The organism is Streptomyces sp. NPDC056948, assembly GCF_042674225.1.
Taxonomy (GTDB): domain Bacteria; phylum Actinomycetota; class Actinomycetes; order Streptomycetales; family Streptomycetaceae; genus Streptomyces; species Streptomyces purpurascens.
The window spans coordinates 1-3,237 of the sequence record NZ_JBHUQX010000670.1; the positions used below are offsets into that span (position 1 = coordinate 1).

2 protein-coding genes are annotated in these 3,237 nt (G+C 71.9%); both read left to right on the forward strand.

What is annotated here, in order from left to right; genetic code table 11:
- Positions 1 to 132: 132 nt before the first annotated feature.
- Positions 133 to 2,367: a glycoside hydrolase domain-containing protein gene (locus ACFTZL_RS43240; RefSeq protein WP_382595625.1), complete on the forward strand. Its 2,235-nt coding sequence runs from the start codon at positions 133 to 135 to the stop codon at positions 2,365 to 2,367.
- Positions 2,368 to 2,387: 20 nt separating this feature from the next.
- Positions 2,388 to 3,212, forward strand: coding sequence for a hypothetical protein (locus ACFTZL_RS43245; protein ID WP_382595628.1), 825 nt, complete (start codon positions 2,388 to 2,390; stop codon positions 3,210 to 3,212).
- The last annotated feature ends 25 nt before the right edge of the window (positions 3,213 to 3,237 follow it).

The following is a 3,237-nucleotide window of genomic DNA, read 5'->3' on the forward strand; positions in this document are numbered from 1 at the left end:
GCTCTCGGGCGGGGGGCCGCCGGCGTTTTCCGGAGAGTTGGCCGGCCGTATGCCGAAGCGCGTATGAAGCTCCCCAGACCCCTCCCAAATACCGCACAGTAAGCGGTTTAGCCGGACATACGATCACTCTCCATGCGCAACGCCATGGTGCTCAAGGCCCAGAGATTCGTGAACTCCGTCTACGGCAGCCGTATCGGCACGACCGTGGAGGAGACCGGCGAGGCCGACTGGGCGACCATGTACGCCCTGACCCGTGCGCTGCAGTACGAGCTGGGCATCACGGCGCTGTCCGACAGCTTCGGTCCCACGACGCTCGCCACGCTGACCGCCAAGTACCCCGAGCTCGACGCGGACACGGTCCCCTCGCCCGATTTCTGCCGCGTCATCCAGTCCGGTCTGTACTGCAAGGGGTACGACGGCGGCGACCTGGACGGCACGTACGGCGCGCGGACCCGGGCGGCCGTCACGAAGCTGAAGACGGACATGGGCGTCGAACAGGCTCTGCCCGGCGCCGGTCTGACGCCCAAGGTGTTCAAGGCGCTGCTGACGATGGACCCGTACGTCCTCGGCAGCTCCGGCACCCGGCAGGTCCGTGATGTGCAGCGGTGGCTCAACGGCCGCTACATCGGCCGGCAGGACTTCTTCGTCGTCGCCTGCGACGGGCGGGTGTCCCGGGACACGGCCAGGGCGCTGGTCCTCGGCGTGCAGTACGAGCTCGGCATGGCGGACGGCACGGCCAACGGGAACTTCGGCCCCGGTACTCAGTCGGCCCTGAGGTCGCACGCCGTGCGGCAGGGCGACGAGGGCGTCTATGTCCGGCTGTTCTCCGCCGGGATGGTCGTCAACCGGCGGCCCGTCGCCCTCACCGACAGCTTCGACTCCTATCTGGCCGCCGCCGTGCGGGCGTTCCAGTCCTTCGTCGCGCTCCCGGCCACGGGTGACGGTGACTTCGCCACCTTCGCCTCCCTGCTGGCGTCCTACGGCGACCAGTCGCGGCAGGGCCGGGCCTGCGACACGATCGCGAAGGTCACCCCGGAGCGCGCGGCGGCGCTCAAGGCGGCCGGCATCACATACGTCGGCCGCTACCTCACCAACCCGAGCGCCACGTCCCTGCCGGAGAAGGCCATTCAGCCGGGCGAGCTCACCACCGTCGCCCGGCACGGCCTGCGCTGCTTCCCGATCTACCAGACCGTGAACAACGACGCGTCGGACTTCGACTACGTCGCCGGGCGGACGGCCGGGTACGCGGCGGTCAACGCCGCCCTGGACCACGGCTTCAGAAAGGGCACGCGGATCTTCTTCGCCGTCGACTTCGACGCCATCGACGCCGAGATCACCGCGAACGTCCTGCCCCACTTCAGGGGCATCAAGGAGGCGATGGCGGACTCCGGCCACCCGTACGAGATCGGGGTCTACGGCTCCCGCAACGTCTGCGCGCAGGTCGGCGCGGCCGGCTCCTCCACGGCGAGCTTCGTGGCCGACATGTCCCCGGGCTTCGACGGCAACGCCGGGCGCCCGCTGCCCGGCGACTGGGCCTACGACCAGTTCGTCATCCGCACCCTCGGCTCGGGCGACGGGCAGCTCGAGGTGGACGTCGACATCGCCTCCGGACGGGACATCGGGCAGGGCGCGTTCGACCGGCCGCGGCCCGCCGTCCCGGACGTCGCCTTCGACACCCGCCAGGTGCCCGCGCTGCGGGCCGACCTCTCGCGGTACATGCGGTCGATCGGGCGGCCGGACCTGGGCGGCATCGGGAGCGACGCGCGGCTCTACACCAACGCCCAGGCCGTCGGCGCGATCCAGGACCAGGACGAGCTGATCACCGAGCTGTCGCACACGTACGCGATGCGCAAGGCGCTGATCCAGACGGTCGTCTACTGGGCCGTACGCGACTACAGCCTCGCCGACCAGGCCACCGACCAGCAGGTCGCCGACCACCACCTCACCGGCTCCGGCTCCGTCAAGGACTCGCCCACCGGCATCGGGGAGATCGGCGCGAGCGACGCCATCCAGGCCTGGAACCACTGCATCGGCTGGGGCCACACCACCGGCGACCGCCGCGACCCGGGCAAGGACGCCGACCTCTGGGCCGTGTGGCAGCGGCTGAACAAGGACAACGCGTTCAGCGTGCGCACCGCGGCCCTGATCCATCTGTGGGGCACCCGGGGCAGGCCCGGCGGTCAACTGCCGCCCGGCGACCGCGTCACCACCCCGCGGTCCATGCGCCTGGACCTCGCCGAGTTCGAGATCACCGAACTCCTGCGCCGCTACCGGGCCTGGGACCCCGACGTCGAGGCCCAGACGCACCAGAGCCTGGCCGTCTACCAGATCTTCGAGAAGTACAACAGCATCGCTCGCCACGCGTGAATCGCCGGAATGAGAGACCGTTGAAGCTCAACCTCCCCCACATCCCCCGCATCACCCGCAGAGGGCCCCGCCCGTCCGCCGCGCACCGCCGCGGACTGTCCCGCCGTGCCCTGTTCGGCCGGATCGCCGCCGTCGGCGGTGCCGTGGGCGTCGCCGCCCTGCCCGTCTCGCACTTCCTGTCCCAGGCGTACGCCGACGCGCACAACCCCATCCCGGCCCGCGTACGGGACGCCCTGCGCAGCGCGCAGGACCGGACCCGGCGCGTGCAGGCCGGTTCGCGCTCCCACAACGGCTGGGAGATGGAGAACGTCGCCGACGACGGCGGCACCGTCTACACCCGGCCCGTCCCCGGCACCCCGCTGAAGGGCGTCGCCGTGCGGATGGGCGACGTGGAGACCGTCCTCGTCCACCTGGTGCGCCGGTTCCACTACGAGGTCGACGCCCTGCGCCGGGGCGACGTCGTCGGCTGGCACGACCCCTCCGAGGTCGGCAGGGGCCGGCCGGAGTCCAACCTGGCGTCGGGCACGGCGGTGCGGATCCGGCCGGGCTTCTACCCGCGCGGCGCCCGGGGCGGCTTCTTCCCGCGGCAGGAGGTCGTGATCCGCGACATCCTCGCCGAGCTCGACGGCGTCGTCCGCTGGGGCGGCGACGACCGTACGCCCGACGAGTCGCTGTTCTCCGTCGACGTACGGCCCGGCGACCAGCGGCTGGCCAGGGTCGCGGCGCGGGTCCGCGGCTGGCAGCTCGAGCCGGGAGCCGGGGCGGGCTCGACCGTGAACGTGCTGGCCGGCGGGCGGCGCAAGGCGGCCCGGGCGCTGGAGCGCCGCCAGCGGACGGCTGCCTGAGGTCCTGGGACACAGGGAAGGGGGC